Origin of the sequence: Pantoea sp. FN0307, from assembly GCF_050113815.1 — a bacterium.
In the GTDB taxonomy this organism is placed as follows: domain Bacteria; phylum Pseudomonadota; class Gammaproteobacteria; order Enterobacterales; family Enterobacteriaceae; genus Mixta; species Mixta alhagi.
Genome location: NZ_JBNJSO010000003.1, coordinates 1 through 17,075, shown reverse-complemented (window position 1 = coordinate 17,075; position 17,075 = coordinate 1). Strand labels below are relative to the sequence as shown.

15 protein-coding genes are annotated in these 17,075 nt (G+C 54.5%); 11 read left to right on the top strand and 4 right to left on the bottom strand.

The features are described from left to right. Positions 1–116 precede the first annotated feature (116 nt). Complete coding sequence (gene kup, locus ACQE3Z_RS10565) at positions 117–1,985, top strand: low affinity potassium transporter Kup (RefSeq protein ID WP_250651258.1); 1,869 nt, start codon at positions 117–119, stop codon at positions 1,983–1,985. A 260-nt stretch (positions 1,986–2,245) separates the two neighbouring features. Here the strand turns inward: kup and qseC are convergent, their stop codons facing one another. Together qseC and qseB are read right to left on the bottom strand one after the other, a co-directional pair. After that, a complete protein-coding gene (gene qseC, locus ACQE3Z_RS10560) occupies positions 2,246–3,595 on the bottom strand; it encodes a quorum sensing histidine kinase QseC (protein WP_426973762.1) in 1,350 nt (449 codons plus the stop codon). Next, positions 3,592–4,254, bottom strand: coding sequence for a quorum sensing response regulator transcription factor QseB (qseB, locus tag ACQE3Z_RS10555; RefSeq protein WP_426973761.1), 663 nt, complete (start codon positions 4,252–4,254; stop codon positions 3,592–3,594). Before qseB ends, qseC begins: the two co-directional genes overlap by 4 nt. A 190-nt stretch (positions 4,255–4,444) precedes the next feature. On the opposite strand from qseB, the gene ACQE3Z_RS10550 reads away from it, so the two are divergent. Further along, positions 4,445–4,846: a YgiW/YdeI family stress tolerance OB fold protein gene (locus tag ACQE3Z_RS10550; protein WP_426973760.1), complete on the top strand. Its 402-nt coding sequence runs from the start codon at positions 4,445–4,447 to the stop codon at positions 4,844–4,846. Here the strand turns inward: ACQE3Z_RS10550 and ACQE3Z_RS10545 are convergent. Further along, on the bottom strand, positions 4,843–5,739 hold the full coding sequence (locus ACQE3Z_RS10545; protein ID WP_426973759.1) for a LysR family transcriptional regulator: 897 nt from the start codon (positions 5,737–5,739) through the stop codon (positions 4,843–4,845). The genes ACQE3Z_RS10550 and ACQE3Z_RS10545 overlap by 4 nt on opposite strands. 105 nt (positions 5,740–5,844) lie before the next feature. Here ACQE3Z_RS10545 and budA point away from each other — a divergent pair, with 105 nt between their 5' ends. The 9 genes from budA (at position 5,845) to rbsR (ending at position 15,107) form a co-directional block, all read left to right on the top strand. Continuing rightward, a complete protein-coding gene (budA, locus tag ACQE3Z_RS10540; RefSeq protein WP_426973758.1) occupies positions 5,845–6,627 on the top strand; it encodes an acetolactate decarboxylase in 783 nt (260 codons plus the stop codon). Between the two features lie 20 nt (positions 6,628–6,647). Then, positions 6,648–8,324 (top strand): acetolactate synthase AlsS, encoded by a 1,677-nt coding sequence (gene alsS, locus ACQE3Z_RS10535; protein WP_426973757.1) that lies wholly within the window; start codon positions 6,648–6,650, stop codon positions 8,322–8,324. 31 nt (positions 8,325–8,355) lie between these two features. Next, a complete protein-coding gene (locus ACQE3Z_RS10530) occupies positions 8,356–9,129 on the top strand; it encodes a (S)-acetoin forming diacetyl reductase (protein WP_085069206.1) in 774 nt (257 codons plus the stop codon). 168 nt (positions 9,130–9,297) lie between these two features. Beyond that, complete coding sequence (rbsD, locus tag ACQE3Z_RS10525; protein ID WP_426973756.1) at positions 9,298–9,717, top strand: D-ribose pyranase; 420 nt, start codon at positions 9,298–9,300, stop codon at positions 9,715–9,717. Between the two features lie 7 nt (positions 9,718–9,724). Then, positions 9,725–11,236 carry a ribose ABC transporter ATP-binding protein RbsA gene (rbsA, locus tag ACQE3Z_RS10520; RefSeq protein ID WP_426973755.1) on the top strand — a complete coding sequence of 504 codons (1,512 nt, stop codon included), beginning with the start codon at positions 9,725–9,727 and terminating at the stop codon, positions 11,234–11,236. Then, positions 11,233–12,204 (top strand): ribose ABC transporter permease, encoded by a 972-nt coding sequence (gene rbsC, locus ACQE3Z_RS10515; RefSeq protein ID WP_085069212.1) that lies wholly within the window; start codon positions 11,233–11,235, stop codon positions 12,202–12,204. The genes rbsA and rbsC overlap by 4 nt, the downstream gene beginning before the upstream one ends. 23 nt (positions 12,205–12,227) lie before the next feature. Beyond that, positions 12,228–13,109, top strand: coding sequence for a ribose ABC transporter substrate-binding protein RbsB (rbsB, locus tag ACQE3Z_RS10510; RefSeq protein ID WP_426973754.1), 882 nt, complete (start codon positions 12,228–12,230; stop codon positions 13,107–13,109). A 61-nt stretch (positions 13,110–13,170) separates the two neighbouring features. Continuing rightward, positions 13,171–14,100 carry a ribokinase gene (gene rbsK / locus ACQE3Z_RS10505; protein ID WP_426973753.1) on the top strand — a complete coding sequence of 310 codons (930 nt, stop codon included), beginning with the start codon at positions 13,171–13,173 and terminating at the stop codon, positions 14,098–14,100. A 5-nt stretch (positions 14,101–14,105) separates the two neighbouring features. Next, on the top strand, positions 14,106–15,107 hold the full coding sequence (gene rbsR, locus ACQE3Z_RS10500; RefSeq protein ID WP_237172462.1) for a ribose operon transcriptional repressor RbsR: 1,002 nt from the start codon (positions 14,106–14,108) through the stop codon (positions 15,105–15,107). Here the strand turns inward: rbsR and mdtD are convergent. Beyond that, on the bottom strand, positions 15,104–16,507 hold the full coding sequence (mdtD, locus tag ACQE3Z_RS10495) for a multidrug transporter subunit MdtD (protein ID WP_426973752.1): 1,404 nt from the start codon (positions 16,505–16,507) through the stop codon (positions 15,104–15,106). The two genes, rbsR and mdtD, sit on opposite strands and share 4 nt — an antisense overlap. Between the last annotated feature and the right edge of the window lie 568 nt (positions 16,508–17,075).

Genomic DNA, 17,075 nt, shown 5'->3' with positions numbered 1-17,075 from the left:
AAAGCTGCCCAGACTCAGGGGTGGGTTTTTGCAGAAAATTAGGCATACTGTGCGCTTTTTGATGGCTTGAGCCGTGCGCAGAGATGCGTTACTTCGCTCCAACAAAAGATGACATTATGAGCTCTGATAAGAAGCAGCCTCTCGCCGCAGTAACGCTGGCGGCAATAGGTGTGGTTTACGGGGATATTGGCACCAGTCCGCTTTACACCCTACGCGAGTGCCTGTCCGGGCAGTTTGGCTTTGGCGTAGAGCGAGGAGCCGTATTTGGCTTTTTATCGCTGATTTTCTGGTTGCTGATTCTGGTGGTGTCGCTGAAATATATTAGCTATGTCATGCGTGCCGACAATGCCGGAGAGGGGGGAATACTCACGCTGATGTCGCTGGCAGGCCGCAATACCGGCGGACGCGCGACCGCCGTGCTGGTCATTATGGGGCTGATTGGCGGCAGTTTTTTTTATGGCGAAGTCGTAATTACGCCTGCTATTTCAGTGATGTCGGCCATTGAGGGTCTTGAAATCGCAGCGCCTTCGCTGGATGCCTATATTGTGCCGCTGTCGATTACCGTGCTGACGCTGCTGTTTATTATTCAGAAGCATGGCACCGGCATGGTCGGCAAGCTGTTTGCTCCGGTAATGCTGCTGTGGTTTGGCGTACTGGCGGTGCTGGGCGCGCGCAGCATTTTTCATAACCCGGAAGTGCTGCAGGCGCTGAACCCCAGCTGGGCGGTGCATTTCTTTCTTGAATATAAACAGGTCTCTTTCTTTGCGCTGGGCGCGGTGGTGCTGTCGATAACCGGCGTGGAAGCTCTGTATGCGGATATGGGACACTTCGGTAAAATACCGATTCGTCTGGCCTGGTTTAGCGTTGTTCTTCCGTCACTGGTGCTGAACTATTTTGGTCAGGGCGCGCTGCTGCTGGAGCATCCGGAAGCGATTAAAAACCCCTTTTTCCTGCTGGCGCCGGACTGGGCGCTGATTCCCATGTTGATTCTCGCTACATTAGCCACGGTTATCGCCTCACAGGCGGTGATCTCTGGCGTGTTTTCTCTGACGCGTCAGGCGGTACGTCTGGGTTATCTGCCGCCGATGCGCATTATTCATACTTCAGAAGAGGAGTCCGGCCAGATCTATATCCCGGTGATTAACTGGCTGCTCTACTATGCGGTGCTGATTGTGATTATCAGCTTCGAACACTCCAGCAATCTGGCGGCGGCTTACGGTATCGCCGTGACCGGAACCATGATCCTGACGTCGATTCTGGTCTGTACGGTGGCGGTTAAAAACTGGCACTGGAACCGTCTGTTGGTGGGAGCAATCCTGTTAGGGCTGTTGTGTATTGATATTCCGCTTTTCTCGGCCAACCTGATTAAAGTTTTTTCCGGCGGCTGGCTGCCGCTCTGTCTGGGGCTGGCGATGTTTGTCATCATGACCACCTGGAAAAGCGAACGTTTCCGGTTGCTGCGCCGCATGCATGAGCACGGCAACTCCCTTGAAGCGATGATTGCCTCGCTGGAGAAATCGCCGCCAGTGCGTGTGCCGGGCACTGCGGTTTATATGTCGCGCGCGCTGAATGTTATTCCCTTTGCACTGCTGCATAACCTGAAACATAACAAGGTGCTGCATGAACGCGTGGTGCTGCTGACGCTGCGTACCGAAGATGCGCCTTACGTACATAATATTCGCCGTGTGACCATTGAGCAGCTTTCGCCGACCTTCTGGCGCGTCGTAGGCAGCTATGGCTGGCGGGAAACGCCCAATATGGAAGAGATTTTCCATCGCTGTGGTCTGGAAGGACTTAACTGTCGTATGACAGAAACCTCCTTCTTTATGTCACACGAATCGCTGATCATCGGCAAACGTCCCTGGTATCTGCATCTGCGCGGCAAGCTGTTCCTGGCGCTGCAGCGTAACGCGCTGCGCGCGCCCGATCAGTTTGAGATCCCGCCGAATCGGGTGATTGAGCTGGGCACGCAGGTAGAAATCTAGCGCGATAATCTGAGGGCGGTTACGACGGCTTTTGGGTAAATAAATAGGTGAAAAACGTGCCTGCGCGAAGGATTTCAGGCCGATCGTAAAGACGCAAAAAGCGTCATCCCTGACAGCTCGGCCCGCGCCGTCCATGGCGCGGGACGCTTTACTCTTCTGCCTGAACTCCCCGCGCTTTGCATTTCCGCGTGGTCTGAAAATGTGGTACATCGATTTTTTATGGCTATTTAATATCATCCATAAAGACATCCATATTTTTCTTACGGCAGATCGAACGTCACGCTGAAGCCGCCTTGTGGTCGATTCGCCAGCCGCATCTGCATGCCATGTATCGCGGCGATATGCTGCACGATCGATAACCCCAGCCCGCTGCCTGATTTCTCCTGCCCTGACGGACGGTAAAAACGTTCGCCGATGCGCTGTAGCGCCTCTTCACTGACGCCAGGCCCGTCGTCGCTAATCTCCAGCTGTTGTTGACGCAGCGTCAGCGTCACCGTGCCGCCGCGACGTCCGTAACGGATGGCATTATCCAGTAGATTACGCAGCAGCAGCGAGAGCAGCAGCGCATGACCCTGACAATGGATCGCGTCGCCCGCCTGGTTTTCCAGCCGCAGGGTAATGCCGGCTCGCTGCGCGACGGCATCCTGCTCTACAATCGCTCGCTGCATTAGCTGCGCCAGATCAACGATTTCACTTTCCACCAGCGACCGCTGCGCATCCAGGCGAGAGAGCGTTAGCAGCTGATCCACCAGCCGCGTTGCGCGATCGATCCCGGCATCCAGATTAATCAGCGCATGTTGACGCATTTCAGCATCGTCATGCGCCAGCTGTACCACTTCGCTTTGTACCTTCAGCGCCGCCAGCGGGCTGCGTAGCTCATGGGCAGCATCAGAGGTAAAACGCCGTTCGCGTTGCAGCATCTGATGAATCCGTGAAAACAGATCGTTCAGCGCATCGACCATGGGCTTCACTTCAGACGGCAGCCTGGTTGCGCTAAGGGCGGCGGCATCATCCGGTGAGCGGCGCTGAAGCTGGTGGGCAATCTGTTTTAACGGTGCCAGCTCGCGTTGCAGCAGCCATAGCAGCAGGATAAGCATCAGCGGCAACGCAAACAGCCATGGCAGCAGCGTGCTGCGTACCACCGCGCCGGCCATTTCATCACGATATTCCCACTCCTGACCCACCACCACCACATACTGCCCATCGGGCGTATTCAGCCACACCATGCGCCAGAGGTCGTTATCGTCGCGCAGCTTACCGTCGCGAAAACCGCGATAATTGGGCTCAAAAAGAAAATATTTACCCTTGTCGCCGTCGTCAAACACCCGCTTTCCCACACGATTAAAAATGGCGAAAGCCAATGCATCGTCCTCCTGTTGGCCACGATGATCGGACAAGACCTTTTTTGTATCCGGCAGGGCGGAACGGCTCAGATCTGTGGGATGAAGCGTAATTAGCCGCTTAGCAAACAGCATCTGTTGCGTATCAAACAGCTCGTTAATGGTATGACGTGCCTGGAACCAGGCGCTGACGCTCGCCGCTCCCCAGCAGATCGCTGTTAGCAGCAAAAAGCCGCTCATCAGCCGGGCACGCAGGCTCATCTGTTTCATGGCGTTGCCCCCAGCGTATAGCCCACGCCATGCACCGTACGAATAGCAGCGCTGCCCAGCTTTTTACGCAGATGGTGAATATGTACTTCTACCGCGTTACTGGAAACATCCTGATCCCAACTGTAAAGCTTCTCCTCCAGCTGCGCCCGCGTCAGCACCCGTCCCGCATTGAGCATAAACAGCTCCAGCAGCGCCAGCTCGCGCGGTTTCAGTTCGATCAGCACATTATCCAGCGTGACGGTACGCGCAGCGGGATCCAGCGTCAGCGCGCCGTGGGTTAAGGTAGGCTGTAGCTGGCCGTGGCGTCGACGGATCAGCGCCTGCAGGCGTGCCGCCACCTCACTCAGCGCAAAAGGCTTGCAGAGATAATCATCCGCGCCCTGCTGCAATCCTTCTACTCGCTGCGCCACCGCATCGCGCGCGGTTAAAATCAGTACCGGAATATCTTCGCCGCGGCTACGCCAGCTGCGCAAAATATCCATACCGTCGCGCTGTGGCAGGCTGAGATCCAGCACAACGGCATCATAGGTGGCTGACTTCAGCGCCGCCATTCCCTGCTCGCCATCTATTATCCAGTCAACGCTAAAACCCAGCTTGCCCAGCCCGGCTTTGATGCCATCACCAATTAAACGATCGTCTTCAATTAACAGAATACGCATGGGGTTTCCCCGATCTCTCTCACTGTCGCCGTTATACGGAAAAAACGCTTCGCTTGTACAGAAGAAGGGGGCAAATGTTGCGACCAGATAACAAACGCATAAAAAAATGGTGCCACTTAAGATCCTGTTAAGAACCCTGTGCTGTACTTAGAAGCATCTATCCGAGCCATTAACAAACGAGGGAAATTCAATGAAGCAGCATGTTGCAATGGTTGCGATTGTCGCTCTGTTCACAATGCCGGCACTGGCGGCGCAGACCGGTGGTTTTGTCGATCCGAACGCACCGAAAACTCAGACTCAGACTCAGAAAGGCGGCTTTAAAGGTCCACAAAATGTGGTCACGGTAAAAGAAGCCAAAGAGATGAAGGATGACAGCTGGATTACCGTACGCGGCAATATTGTTAAGCGCCTCAGCGACGATGACTATCTGTTCCAGGATACAACCGGCACACTTTCAGTGGAGATCGATGAAGCAGACTGGAAAGGCCAGAGCGTAAGTCCTGGAGATAAAGTTGAGCTACAGGGCGAACTGGATAAAGCTTTTAACGATGCGCAGCTGGAAGTTAAACAGGTACGTAAAATCCAGGGTTAAGCATTAGCGTTCAGCTGCTGCGTTAGCGTATCCAACAAATGCTGCAACGTTGGCGAACGATCCCAGCGTCGCCAGGCCAGCGCAATATCGGTGGTCAGCGACGCTTCCTGACAGGGATGGAAGCTGATATCAGGCATTGCGACGCAGCTGAGCGATTGCGGCACCAGCGCAAAGCCAAACCCGGCTGAAACCATGCCGATAATCGAGGAGAGCTGCGGCGCATACGGCCCGGTTTGCGGCTGAAAGCCCGCCCGTACACAGGCGCTGATAATCGACTCATACAGACTGGGCGCTATCTCCCGTGGAAACATTACTATTGGCGTATCGCTGAGCTGACTTAGCGAAATTTCCTGCTTTGTGCTGAGCGGATGAGCGTTATGCAGGACAATTTGCATCTTTTCGCTGGCGATCAGCTTGAGGTTAAAGGCCTTGCTGGTTTCACAGGGCAGGCGAACAAAAGCGGCATCCAGTAATCCCTCCTGAAGATCCTGCATCAGTGAAGACATACTGGCCTCACGTGGCAACAGCGTTACCGAGGGAAACTGTTGTTGAAAAGTCTGTAGCAGGCGGAAAATATCCTGATGAAAGGCCACCGAGCTGGCAAAACCCAGCGACAGCTTACCCGTAACGCCCCGCGCAATGCCTTTCGCTTTTTCCAGCGCATGTCCGGTTAAATCAAGGATCTGACAGGCATCCTGATAAAACGCCTCCCCGGCCTCGGTGAGTTCCACGCCTCGCGTCAGCCGCTTTAGCAGCGGCGTCCCTATCTCTCGCTCCAGACGCAATATTTGCTGGCTTAACGGCGGCTGAGAAATCCCCAGCATCTCAGCCGCGCGAGTGAAGTTACGCGTCTGCGCAACGGCGACGAAATAACGAAGATACCGTAGTTCCATATCTAAAACGTCTCAAAGTGAAGGGCTTTCTGTATTGGATTCTCCCACTGAATCGCGCGAACATATAGTTAAACAGTGTTAACCTTTTGTGCGGAGGGGAGAATCATGTCACATTCTGTAACTGATTGTTCGTGCGAGAAACAGCTTGCTGAAACCATCAGTGTGCTGCGCGAAGAACAACCAGAAAGCGTAATCTATCAGACCTCGCTGATGAGCGCTCTGCTGAGCGGCGTTTATGAGGGTTCGAAAACCATTGCCGATCTGCTGAAGAAAGGAGATTTCGGCCTGGGAACCTTTAATCACCTTGATGGTGAGATGATCGCTTTTAACAGCAACGTATATCAACTCCGCGCCGACGGCAGCGCCAATGCGGCCCACCCTGATCAACGTACGCCGTTTGCCGTAATGACCTTTTTCCGTCCGCAGTATCAGCATCGTTTTAGTGGCGTTGCCGATCGCGATGCGGTGCATGAAATCATTAATCAGCAGATCGCATCCGATAACCAGTTCTGTGCGTTGCGCATTGATGGTCGTTTTCACCAGGTTCAGACGCGTACCGTGCCCTGCCAGCATCGTCCTTATAAACCGATGATGGAGGCTATTGAACAACAGCCAACCTTCCATTTTAACCAGCGCGATGGCGTATTGATCGGCTTCCGCACGCCGCAGTATATGCAGGGCATTAACGTAGCAGGCTATCACGAACACTTCATTACTGATGACCGTCAGGGCGGCGGCCATGTGCTCGATTATAGCCTGGAGTCTGGCGTACTGACCTTCGGTGCCATTAGCAAGCTGGTAGTGGATCTGCCGGACGATCGTGATTTCTTACAGGCCAATCTCAACCCGGACGATCTCGACAGCGCCATTCGCGCCGTAGAAAGCTAAATCCCGCCACAGGAGAAAAAATGAAAAGCGATATGCAGAAAGAATGGGCGCACGGCGCCGATTTGGTTGTCGCCCAGCTGGAGGCGCAGAGTGTTAAACAGGTGTTTGGTATTCCCGGCGCTAAGGTTGATAAAGTTTTCGACTCGCTGGTGGACTCCTCTATTCAAACCATTCCGGTTCGCCATGAAGCCAACGCCGCTTTTATGGCCGCAGCGGTAGGGCGTTTAACCGGTAAAGCGGGCGTGGCGCTGGTTACTTCCGGCCCCGGTTGCTCTAACCTGATCACCGGCATGGCGACGGCAACCTCTGAAGGCGATCCGGTGGTGGCGCTGGGCGGCGCGGTAAAACGTGCGGATAGCGCCAAGCTGGTGCATCAAAGCATGGATACCGTTGGTATGTTCCGTCCGATCACCAAATATGCGGTAGAAGTGGGCGCGCCGGATGCGCTGGGTGAAATCCTTGCCAACGCCTTTCGCTATGCAGAGCTGGGTCGCCCTGGCGGCGCGTTTATCAGCCTGCCGCAGGATATCGTGGATGGACCGGTACGCGGTAACGTGCTGACGCCAGCAGGCGAGCTGCTGCTTGGCTCTGCGCCAGACTGCGCCATTAACCACGTCGCTGATAAAATCGCGAAAGCGAAAAACCCAATTATCCTGCTCGGCCTGATGGCCAGCCAGCCGAAAAATGCCAAAGCGCTGCATCGTCTGCTGGAACGCAGCCATATTCCGGTCACCAGCACCTATCAGGCAGCCGGTGCCGTATCGCAATCGCATTTCTCACGCTTTGCCGGTCGTGTGGGACTGTTTAATAACCAGGCGGGCGATCGCCTGCTGCTGCAGGCAGATCTGATTATCACTATCGGCTACAGCCCGGTGGAGTATGAACCTGCGAAATGGAACAGCGGTAACGCCGAGCTAGTGCATATAGATGTACTGCCTGCGGAAACCGACAACTGTTATCAGCCAGATGCCGAACTGATTGGTGATATCGCCGCCACGCTGGATAAGCTGGCCGCACGTATTGAGGCGCCGCTGCATCTTAGCCCTGAATCCGCAGATATCCTGAAAGATCGTCAGCAGCAGCGTGAGCTGCTGGCGATGCGCGGTCACCAGCTGAACCAGTTTGCCCTGCATCCGCTGCGTATAGTGCGCGCGATGCAGGACATCATTAACAGCGACGTGACGTTGACTGTGGATATGGGCAGCTTCCATATCTGGATTGCCCGTTACCTTTACAGCTTCCGTGCCCGCCAGATCATGATCTCCAACGGTCAGCAGACCATGGGCGTTGCGCTGCCGTGGGCGATTGGCGCGTGGCTGGTGGATCCGAGCCGTAAAGTGGTATCGGTCTCCGGCGATGGCGGTTTTATGCAGTCGAGCATGGAACTGGAAACGGCGGTGCGCCTTGGCGCCAACGTGTTGCACATCATCTGGGTCGATAACGGTTACAACATGGTGGCGATTCAGGAAGAGCAAAAATACCAGCGTCTTTCCGGCGTGACGTTCGGCCCGATCGATTTCAAAACCTACGCAGAAGCCTTTGGCGCAGCAGGATTCGCGGTGGAAAGCGCCGATCAGCTGGAGCCAATATTGCGCCAGGCGATGGATGTACAGGGACCTGCTGTGGTTGCGGTGCCGGTAGATTATGCCGACAACCCCAAACTGATGGGGCAGCTGCATCTGAGCCAGATCCTGTAATACCCCTTTATCAACTCAGCAAGGAGCAGTTATGGAAAGCAAAGTTGCATTAGTGACCGGTTCCGGTCAGGGCATCGGTAAAGCCATTGCCCTGCGGCTGGCGAAAGATGGATTTGCCGTCGCGGTAGTGGATTACAATGCGGAAACCGCACGTCAGGCTGCCGAGGAGATTACGCGGCAGGGCGGTAAAGCCATTGCGCTGCAGGCGGATGTCTCCGATCGCGATCAGGTATTTGCGGCAGTTGAGCAGGCCCGGCAGCAGCTGGGTGGATTTGATGTAATCGTCAATAACGCGGGCGTTGCGCCTACCACGCTGATTGAAGATATTACGCCGGAAATCGTCGATAAGGTTTACAACATCAACGTGAAAGGGGTTATTTGGGGCATTCAGGCGGCGGTCAAAGCCTTTAAAGCGCTGGGGCACGGCGGCAAAATTATCAATGCTTCTTCGCAGGCGGGCCACGTAGGGAACCCGGAGCTGGCCGTTTACAGCTCCAGCAAGTTTGCCGTACGCGGTCTGACCCAGACAGCCGCACGCGATCTTGCGCCGCTGGGCATTACCGTAAACGCCTATTGTCCCGGCATTGTAAAAACGCCGATGTGGGATGAAATCGACCGTCAGGTTTCAGCTGCTGCAGGCCAGGCTCCGGGATACGGCACCGCTGAGTTTGCTAAACGCATCACGCTGGGCCGTCTTTCCGAACCGGAAGATGTTGCTGCCTGCGTCGCGTTCCTGGCAGGCCCGGATTCCGATTATATGACCGGCCAGGCGTTGCTTATTGATGGCGGTATGGTCTTCAGTTAATCCGCTGATACGGGCCTTAACCGGCCCGTTTCTTTACCTAAATCAAATTTCCTCACCCGCCAGCGAAACGTTTCGATAGCGATCACAATTCTGTTACCTTTCTGTTGTCAACACCCCCGATTTTTCTGAAACTCCGGTTTGGCGAAACGTTTCGCTCAGGAGCGCATCATGAAAAAAGGCACCTTACTTAACGCGGAAATTTCTACGGTTATCGCTCGTCTTGGGCACACCGACAGCCTGACAATTGGCGATGCCGGACTGCCCATTCCCGCTGGCCCGCAACGGATCGATCTCGCGGTAACGCATGGCATACCCAGCTTTTTACAGGTCGCGCAGGCTGTTACGCACGAAATGCAGGTGGAAAGCGCCATTATTGCTGAAGAGATCCGTACGCATAACGCCAGGCTGCACGACGAACTGATCGCGCTGCTGGAAGTGCTGCAACGTCAGCAGGGCAATGACATCACTATCGCCTATGTTCCTCATGAACAATTCAAAACTTTAACGCAACGGAGCCAGGCGGTCATTCGCAGTGGGGAATGTACGCCCTACGCGAATATTATCCTGACCGCCGGCGTGACCTTCTGAGGCTGCTATGCAACCGCTACTGCAACTAAAAGGCATCGAAAAATCATTCCCGGGCGTAAAGGCGTTAAATGGCGCTGCGCTTTCCGTTTATCCAGGCCGGGTGATGGCGCTGGTAGGCGAAAACGGCGCGGGCAAATCCACCATGATGAAAGTGCTGACCGGTATCTATAAACGTGATGCCGGATCGTTGCAGTGGCTGGGTGAAGAGACGCACTTCAGCGGGCCGAAAGCGTCACAGGAAGCAGGCATCGGCATTATCCATCAGGAGCTGAACCTGATCCCACAGCTCTCTATCGCCGAGAACATTTTCCTGGGCCGCGAGTTTGTTAATGGTTTTGGCCGTATCGACTGGAAAAAGATGCACGCCGAAGCGGATGCGTTGCTTAAACGCCTTAATCTGCGCTTTAACAGTCATCGCCTGGTGGGCGACCTCTCTATCGGCGACCAGCAAATGGTTGAGATTGCTAAAGTTCTCAGCTTCGAGTCAAAAGTGATCGTGATGGATGAACCCACCGATGCGCTAACCGATACCGAAACAGTATCGCTGTTTCGGGTGATCAACGAACTCAAAGCGCAGGGCTGTGGCATTGTTTATATCTCTCATCGCATGAAAGAAATTTTTGAAATTTGCGATGACGTCACGGTTTTCCGCGACGGTCAGTTTATTGCCGAGCGCAGCGTCGATACGCTAACAGAAGCCTCGCTGATTGAAATGATGGTGGGACGCAAGCTGGAAGATCAATATCCACGGCTGGATAAAGCGCCAGGTGAAATTCGCCTGCAGGTAGAAAACCTCAGCGGGCCGGGTATTGATAATGTCAGCTTTACGCTGCGCAAAGGCGAAATCTTAGGGGTGTCCGGACTCATGGGCGCTGGCCGTACCGAGCTGATGAAAATGCTGTACGGCGCGCTGCCGCGTAGCGCCGGCAAAGTGGTATTAAACGGGCGCGAAATTAACGTTCGTACACCGCAGGACGGCCTGGCTAACGGCATCGTTTATATTTCGGAAGATCGTAAACGCGACGGCCTGGTGCTGGGTATGTCGGTGAAAGAGAACATGTCACTAACCGCGCTGAGCTATTTCAGTAACGGCGCCGGCGCGCTAAAGCACAGCGCCGAACAGCTGGCAGTCAGCGATTTTATTCGTCTGTTTAATATCAAAACGCCGGGTATGGAGCAGACCATCGGCCTGCTTTCCGGCGGTAATCAGCAGAAAGTCGCCATTGCCCGCGGTTTGATGACGCGACCCAACGTACTGATCCTTGATGAGCCCACGCGCGGCGTGGATGTCGGCGCCAAGAAAGAGATTTATCAGCTGATCAACCAGTTTAAAGAGGAAGGGCTGAGCATCATTCTCATCTCTTCTGAAATGCCGGAAGTGCTGGGAATGAGCGATCGCATTCTGGTTATGCATGAAGGCCGCCTGAGCGGCGAGTTTTCCACTGAACAGGCCACGCAGGAAGTCCTGATGGCTGCCGCCGTAGGCAAGCAACACAGCGAGGAGTTAGCACATTTATGAGTACCCAAACCTTACCAGCCCGCCGCCGCTGGTTCAGCAAGGCCTGGCTGCTGGAACAAAAGTCGCTAATTGCTCTGATTGTGCTGATTGCCGTCGTTGCCAGCCAGAGCCCGAACTTTTTTACCGTTAATAACCTGTTCAATATTCTGCAGCAGACCTCGGTAAACGCCATTATGGCGGTAGGTATGACGCTGGTTATTCTGACCTCCGGCATCGACCTTTCCGTTGGCTCGCTGCTGGCGCTAACCGGCGCGGTAGCGGCATCACTTGTCGGGCTGGAAGTTAATGCGCTGCTGGCCGTGGCCGCTGCACTGGGGCTGGGGGCAGCGATTGGCGCGGTTACCGGCACCATAGTGGCGAAGGGCAAAGTGCAGGCCTTTATCGCCACGCTGGTAATGATGTTGCTGCTGCGCGGCGTGACCATGGTTTATACCGACGGAAGCCCGGTGAATACCGGCTTTAATGAGAATGCCGATCTGTTTGGCTGGTTCGGTATTGGTCGTCCGCTGGGGATCCCGACGCCGGTATGGCTGATGGCGGTGGTGTTTTTGGCAGCCTGGTACATGCTGCACCATACGCGTCTGGGGCGTTACATCTATGCATTGGGCGGCAATGAAGCGGCAACCCGTCTCTCCGGGATCAATGTTAATCGCGTAAAAGTGATCGTCTATGCGCTAAGCGGCATGCTGGCAGCGCTGGCGGGCACCATTGAAGTGGCTCGCCTCTCCTCGGCGCAGCCAACCGCAGGCACCGGCTATGAGCTGGACGCCATCGCAGCGGTTGTGCTGGGTGGAACCAGTCTGGCTGGCGGCAAAGGACGCATTATGGGCACGCTGATCGGTGCGCTGATCCTTGGCTTCCTGAATAATGGTCTTAACCTGTTGGGCGTTTCTTCCTACTATCAGATGATCGTCAAAGCGGCGGTGATTTTGCTGGCGGTGCTGGTGGATAACAAAAGCAGTAAATAGCGCTTACCTCTAAGGATATAAAGATGAAAATGAAAAAACTCACGGCAATTGCAGTACTGCTTGGCGCTACGCTTAGCGCCAATGCACTGGCTAAAGATACCATCGCGCTGGTGGTTTCAACCCTGAATAACCCCTTCTTTGTCTCGCTGAAAGATGGCGCGCAGAAAGAAGCCGATAAGCTGGGTTACAATCTGGTGGTTCTGGATTCACAAAATAACCCGGCGAAAGAGCTGGCAAACGTTCAGGATCTGACCGTTCGCGGCACCAGGTTGCTGCTGATCAACCCAACCGACTCAGATGCGGTGGGAAATGCAGTTAAAATGGCAAACCAGGCCAATATTCCGGTGATTACCCTGGACCGCGTAGCGGCGCAGGGCAAAGTGATTAGTCACGTGGCGTCAGATAACCGCTTCGGTGGGAAAATGGCCGGTGACTTTATCGCGAAGAAACTGGGTGAGGGCGCAAAAATTATCGAGCTGCAGGGTATTGCCGGGACTTCCGCCGCGCGTGAACGTGGTGAAGGTTTCAAACAGGCTGCCGATGCGCATAAATTCCAGATCCTGGCCAGCCAGCCTGCCGACTTCGATCGTACCAAGGGCCTGAACGTTATGCAGAACCTGCTGACGGCGCATCCGCAAGTGCAGGCAGTGTTCGCGCAAAACGATGAAATGGCGCTGGGTGCGTTACGAGCATTGCAAACTGCCGGTAAATCTGATGTGGTGGTCGTGGGCTTCGACGGTACCGATGATGGGGTTAAAGCCGTAGAAGGCGGCAAACTGGCCGCGACCGTGGCGCAGATGCCGGAGAAAATTGGTCAGGTAGGCGTACAGATCGCTGATAAAGCGTTAAAAGGCGAGAAAGTACAGGCTATCAATCCGGTCGATCTGAAGCTGGTCACCAAATAACAAAGAAAAGCATGGCAACGCGCCACCGTTCAGGTGGCGCACTTTTCTGGATGAACCCCGAATGACGCAATCCGCTAAACTCGCTGTACTTGGCAGTATTAATGCCGATCATATTCTTAATTTGTCACAGTTCCCGCGGCCCGGCGAAACGGTGATCGGGAAACAGTACCAGGTGGCTTTTGGCGGTAAAGGCGCAAATCAGGCGGTGGCCGCTGGCCGCAGCGGCGCAGATATCGCTTTTATCGCCTGCGTGGGTGCTGATGATATTGGCGAACGTATTCGTCAACAGTTAGCTGCTGACCGCATCGATACCTCTCCTGTTTCTGTGATTGACGCCGCCACGACTGGCGTAGCGCTTATCTTTGTTAACAGCGAGGGCGAAAACAGCATTGCTATTCATGCCGGGGCGAACGCTGCGTTGACGCCAGAGGTTGTGGCGCAACATCAACAGGTCATTGCCGATGCTGCCGCATTACTGATGCAGCTGGAGTCACCGTTGGAAAGCGTGCTGGCGGCGGCGAAAATTGCCCGGCAGCATGGGACGCGCGTGATCCTTAATCCCGCGCCGGCGACTGTTTTGCCGGATGAGCTGTTGGGGCTGGTGGATATGATCACCCCAAATGAAACCGAAGCGGAAATGCTGACCGGCATTGCGATAAAAAGCGATGAGGATGCGGCCCGCGCCGCCGCCGTGCTGCATGAAAAAGGCATCGCACAAGTGCTGATCACGCTCGGTAGTCGTGGCGTCTGGCTTAGCGAAGAAGGTGCAGGGCAGCGCATTCCTGGCTTTCGCGTTCAGGCTGTGGATACCATTGCCGCCGGAGATACCTTTAACGGCGCGTTGATTACCGCACTGCTGGAACAGCAGCCGATGCCGCAAGCGGTGCGCTTTGCCCATGCGGCGGCAGCGATTGCCGTAACGCGTTCCGGCGCGCAGCCATCCGTGCCCTGGCGCGAAGAGATTGACCGCTTTTTACAGCAGCAGGGGTAAGCGGATTGGCTACCATGAAAGATGTCGCCCGTTTAGCGGGCGTCTCGACCTCAACGGTCTCGCACGTTATTAATAACAGCCGCTTTGTAAGTGAAGCGATCAAAGAAAAAATTGAAGCGGCCATTCTCGAGCTAAACTATGCGCCCTCGGCCCTGGCGCGCAGCCTGAAGATCAACCAAACCCACACCATTGGTATGCTGCTTACCGCCAGCAGTAACCCTTTTTATGCTGAAGTGGTGCGTGGCGTGGAAAACAGCTGCTATGAACGCGGCTACAGTTTGGTGTTATGTAATACCGAAGGTGATGAAGAACGCATGAATCGCAGCCTTGAAACGTTGCTGCAAAAGCGTGTTGATGGTTTGCTCATCATGTGTACCGAAAGTCATCTGCCTTCTGCCGATATCCTGACGCGTTACCCTGGCATTCCTTCGGTAATGATGGACTGGGCGCCCTTCGACGGCGGCAGCGATATTATTCAGGATAATTCACTGCTCGGCGGTGAGCTGGCGGCCAACTATCTTATTGCGCGCGGCTATACGCGTATCGCCTGTATTGCCGGGCCGCTGGATAAAACCCCGGCGCGGCTGCGGCTGGAAGGGTTTAAACAGGCGATGACAGCAGCCGGCCTGCCTTTACCGCCAGAGTATGTCATTAATGGTGATTTTGAATTCCAGGGCGGTTTCAACGGCATGAACGCATTGCTGGCCTGTAAATCACGCCCGCAGGCGGTATTCACCAGCAATGATGCGATGGCCGTTGGCGCGTATCATGCGCTCTATCAGGCGGGGTTACGCGTCCCTGAAGATATGGCGGTGATGGGATATGACGATATTGAACTGGCGCGCTATATGACGCCGCCGTTAACCACAATTCATCAGCCAAAGGATGAACTGGGCGAGCTGGCCATCGATACGTTAATTCATCGGCTCAAATCGCCCGGCGGCAGTCAGCAAAGGCTGGTGCTGACGCCGGAGTTGATTGAACGTCAGTCAGTCGCGCAACGTTAAGCCTTTTTACGGCGCTTTTCACGATCGCTAATCAGGTGACGGCCATCACCTGGTTTTAACAGCATAAATACCAGCGCCGACAGAACGGTGACCACGCCCATGGTCAGGAACGTCGAGTGGAACTGTTCAACCGTAGTGCCGCCAAAGTTCTCATAGAAGCGCAGTACCGCAGCGCTCACCGCGACGCCGAAACCGATCGCCAGCTGCTGCGTTACCGCTAACATACTGTTGCCGCTGCTGGCATTTTCATCGGTAAGATCGGCCAGCGTAATGGTGTTCATGGCGGTAAACTGCGTTGACATCGCCATCCCCAACAGAAACAGCGGCAACAGCAACACGTAAATCTGTTCGCCCGGTGACTGCAATGCAAAGCTGGCAATAAACAGGCCGATAATTGCGGTAATGGCAACCAGCGTAGTGCGATAGCCCAGCCTGCGTAACACGCTGGTTACCGTCGATTTCGCCAGCATAGAGCCAATCGCCGTCGGTGCCATCATACAGCCTGCGATAATCGCTGAGTAACCAAAGCCCACCTGCAGCATTAGCGGCATAAGAAAAGGAACGCATCCGGTGCCCAGTCGGGAAGCGACATTTCCCAGGATGCCGATTGAAAACGTGCGGGTCTTAAACATTGGCAGGCTAATTAGCGGGGTGGGATGACGTCGCGCGTGCGCTATATAAAGCAGCAGTAAAAGGATACCACTCAGCAGAACGGCAACAGCAATGGTACTGGCGACAATTTTCTCTCCGAATAACTCAATGCCGCATGAAAGCAGCACCAGGCCGAAACCGAACAGGATAAAGCCCAGCGAATCGAAGCGACGACGCGGCGTTGTAAAGTCCGGCATATATTTGCGTGCGTAGACAATACCAAGAATGCCGATAGGGATGTTTATCAGGAAGATCCAGTGCCAGGAGGCATAGGTAACTAAAATGCCGCCAAGCATAGGGCCGACCACGGGACCGACCAGACCGGGCAAGGTAACAAAGTTCAGCACCGGCAATAGCTCGCTGCGCGGATAGGCCCGTAATAAAGCAAGGCGTGCCACTGGCATCATCATTGCTCCGCCAACGCCCTGGATAATACGCGAGATGACCAGCACCATGAGCGAGCCGGAAAGCGCGCAGATCAAAGAGCCAAAGGTAAAAAGAGAGACAGCAACGATAAAAACCTTACGGGTACCGTAGCGATCGGCCAGCCAGCCGCTGACTGGAATCAACATCGCCACCGTCAGGGTATAGCTGATAACCGCAGACTGCATAGCAAGTGGAGAACGCTGGAGACTGTTGGCGATAGCCGGGAGAGCGGTATTCAATATTGTTGCGTCCAGTGACTGCATGAAAAAAGCCATCGCAGCAATCCAGGGAAGCCCGGCCATACTGCGCGCAGATTTGATCATTAAGCATCCTTCTTCTTTATTGTTTAGGTGGCCAACAACAAAATCGGCAGAGAAATAGAGAATAGCATCAGCCGAAGCCGGGCACTTCGCCAAAAACGGGCAAAACAACGCGGAGTTCTGGTTGCGAGATATACAATTAGCGGTGTTTATTCAGGCTATTGGCGAAAAAAGAAACGCTTGGCTATTTTTTTTTAAATTAGCACTTGCGAGCTTCAGAGAACTCCCTATAATGCGCCTCCACTGACACGGCACAGCGGCTTACGCAGCGTCGAGTCAGGCGATTCAGCAAGATGAATCGCCGGAGAAAAACTTCTGAAAAAGAAGTTGACTCTGAAAGAGGAAAGCGTAATATACGCCACCTCGCGACAACGGTATCAGGTACCGGTCGCACCGCTCTTTAACAATTTATCAGACAATCTGTGTGGGCACTCACGGACGGGATATCGCAAAAACTATTGCAGTATCAAGTCTCAGAGTGAACACGTAATTCATTACGACGTTTTTCTTTGAGCATCAGACTTTTAAATTGAAGAGTTTGATCATGGCTCAGATTGAACGCTGGCGGCAG

Bases quoted from the DNA above. Each gene is read 5' to 3' on its own strand.
- kup (WP_250651258.1), top strand. From the start codon at position 117: ATGAGCTCTGATAAGAAGCAGCCTCTCGCCGCAGTAACGCTGGCGGCA.
- qseC (WP_426973762.1), bottom strand. From the start codon at position 3,595: ATGAAACAGATGAGCCTGCGTGCCCGGCTGATGAGCGGCTTTTTGCTG.
- qseB (WP_426973761.1), bottom strand. From the start codon at position 4,254: ATGCGTATTCTGTTAATTGAAGACGATCGTTTAATTGGTGATGGCATC.
- ACQE3Z_RS10550 (WP_426973760.1), top strand. From the start codon at position 4,445: ATGAAGCAGCATGTTGCAATGGTTGCGATTGTCGCTCTGTTCACAATG.
- ACQE3Z_RS10545 (WP_426973759.1), bottom strand. From the start codon at position 5,739: ATGGAACTACGGTATCTTCGTTATTTCGTCGCCGTTGCGCAGACGCGT.
- budA (WP_426973758.1), top strand. From the start codon at position 5,845: ATGTCACATTCTGTAACTGATTGTTCGTGCGAGAAACAGCTTGCTGAA.
- alsS (WP_426973757.1), top strand. From the start codon at position 6,648: ATGAAAAGCGATATGCAGAAAGAATGGGCGCACGGCGCCGATTTGGTT.
- ACQE3Z_RS10530 (WP_085069206.1), top strand. From the start codon at position 8,356: ATGGAAAGCAAAGTTGCATTAGTGACCGGTTCCGGTCAGGGCATCGGT.
- rbsD (WP_426973756.1), top strand. From the start codon at position 9,298: ATGAAAAAAGGCACCTTACTTAACGCGGAAATTTCTACGGTTATCGCT.
- rbsA (WP_426973755.1), top strand. From the start codon at position 9,725: ATGCAACCGCTACTGCAACTAAAAGGCATCGAAAAATCATTCCCGGGC.
- rbsC (WP_085069212.1), top strand. From the start codon at position 11,233: ATGAGTACCCAAACCTTACCAGCCCGCCGCCGCTGGTTCAGCAAGGCC.
- rbsB (WP_426973754.1), top strand. From the start codon at position 12,228: ATGAAAATGAAAAAACTCACGGCAATTGCAGTACTGCTTGGCGCTACG.
- rbsK (WP_426973753.1), top strand. From the start codon at position 13,171: ATGACGCAATCCGCTAAACTCGCTGTACTTGGCAGTATTAATGCCGAT.
- mdtD (WP_426973752.1), bottom strand. From the start codon at position 16,507: ATGATCAAATCTGCGCGCAGTATGGCCGGGCTTCCCTGGATTGCTGCG.